Here is a 1,979-nt window from a genome sequence, read left to right on the forward strand (position 1 = left end):
GGAGATGACTGCGACCATATTGCCGCGCGTCGTGTAGTCGAAGGCGCGCGAGGGGTCTTCGGCGATGGCCAGGACCGGAACCGCGACACCAGGCGAATAGGCGAGGCTGAGGTCGCGCTGCGTCGCCATCGGCTTGGTGGCGACGACCTCCAGCTTGCCCGGCCGACCCATGGCGTGGAATTCGAGCGCTTCCTGCGCACTGACGGACGGACCGCTGTTCTCGGTTTTCCTGGCCATGATGTACTTGATTTCCTCACCGGTGCAGCACCTCGTTGAAGCGGGTGCTTTGTGTCGGACCGAATTAAGACCACGCGCCGCCGCGTGTAAACTGCCAGCGTGCGGAATCGCGGTTGGTACGCGCGATTGCGGGCATCCTGCCGTCCCGGTCGTCCCCTGTTTTTCGAAGCCCCGGCATTAAACCGCGCGATCACATCTGCTAGCGTGCGGCGCATGAACATGCACAGCCCGAACGAGCCAGACGCCCCCGAGGCGATGACGCCGGTGCCGACCGCCCACGCCGGCGCCACGCCGATGATCGAGCAATTCATCGAGATCAAGGCGGCAAACCCGGATTCGCTGCTGTTCTATCGCATGGGCGATTTCTACGAACTGTTCTTCGACGATGCCGAGAAGGCAAGCCGGGCGCTGGGCATCGTCTTGACCAAGCGCGGCAAGTATCAAGGGCTCGACATTCCGATGTGCGGTGTGCCGGTGCATGCTGCTGACGACTATCTGCAGAAGCTGATCGGCCAGGGTTTCCGCGTTGCCGTCTGCGAACAGATCGAGGATCCGGCCGAGGCGAAGAAACGCGGCGGCAAATCGGTGGTGCGCCGCGATGTGGTGCGGCTGGTGACACCAGGCACCATCACCGAGGACAAATTGCTGGCGCCGTCGGAATCGAGCTTCCTGATGGCGCTGGGGCGGGTGAAAGGCGGAGCGGACCACTCCTTTGCGCTGGCCTGGATCGACATCTCGACCGGCGCCTTCCGCGTCACCGACACCACCGCCGACCGGCTTTTGGCTGACATCTTCCGTGTCGATCCGCGTGAGTTGATCGTTGCCGAGCCAGTGTTCCACGATCCGGAGCTGAAGCCGGTGTTCGACGTGCTCGGCCGCGTCGCCAGCCCGCAACCACCGTCACTGTTCGATTCGGCGTCGGCGACAGGGCGCATCGCCCGCTTCTTCGATGTGGCGACGCCGGACAGTTTTGGCGCCTTTTCGCGCGCCGAACTGTCGGCGATCTCGGGCGCCATTGCCTATGTCGAGAAGACGCAGAAAGCGGAGCGCCCGCCGCTGTCGCGGCCCGAACGCGAGGAGCAGGGTTCGACCCTGTTCATCGATCCGGCGACACGCGGCAATCTGGAACTGCTGCGCACGCTGTCGGGCAGCCGCGAAGGCTCGCTGTTCAAGGCGATCGACCGCACGGTGACCGGCGGCGGCGCAAGGCTGCTCGCCGACCGGCTGATGGCGCCGCTGACCGACCCGGCGGCGATCGGCGCCAGGCTGGACTCAGTGTCGTTCTTTCGTTCCGAAACGCGACTTTGCCAGGCGGTGCGGTCGAGCCTGAAGAGCGTTGCCGACATGCCCCGCGCGCTGTCCAGGCTGGCGCTCAACCGGGGTGGGCCGCGCGACCTTGGCGCGCTGCGCGCCGGCTTCGAGGCGGCAGGCGCGATCGCCGAAATCTTTGCCGCGACCGCCCTGCCCCCGGAACTTGCGGCGGCATTGGCCGCCATCCATGCACTGCCCCAAGCGCTTTCGCAGCATCTGATGCAGGCACTTGGCGACGAACTGCCGCTGCTCAAGCGCGACGGCGGCTTCGTTCGTGGCGGCTACCATGCCGATCTCGACGAGATGCGGGCGCTGCGCGACGAATCGCGAAAGGTGATCGCCGGGCTGGAACGCTCGCTGATCGACGAGACCGGCATCCGCTCGCTGAAAATCCGGCACAACAATGTGCTCGGCTACTATATCGAGGCTGT

At 65.4% G+C, this 1,979-nt stretch carries 2 pseudogenes; one reads left to right on the plus strand and one right to left on the minus strand.

The features are described from left to right. Positions 1-237: pseudogene (locus EN994_RS29045) on the minus strand (NADP-dependent malic enzyme); the annotation flags it as partial. 213 nt (positions 238-450) lie between these two features. On the opposite strand from EN994_RS29045, the pseudogene EN994_RS29050 reads away from it, so the two are divergent. After that, a pseudogene (locus tag EN994_RS29050) lies at positions 451-1,979 on the plus strand (DNA mismatch repair protein MutS); the annotation flags it as partial.

Source organism: Mesorhizobium sp. M7A.F.Ca.CA.002.09.1.1, assembly GCF_003998555.1.
GTDB lineage: Bacteria > Pseudomonadota > Alphaproteobacteria > Rhizobiales > Rhizobiaceae > Mesorhizobium > Mesorhizobium ciceri.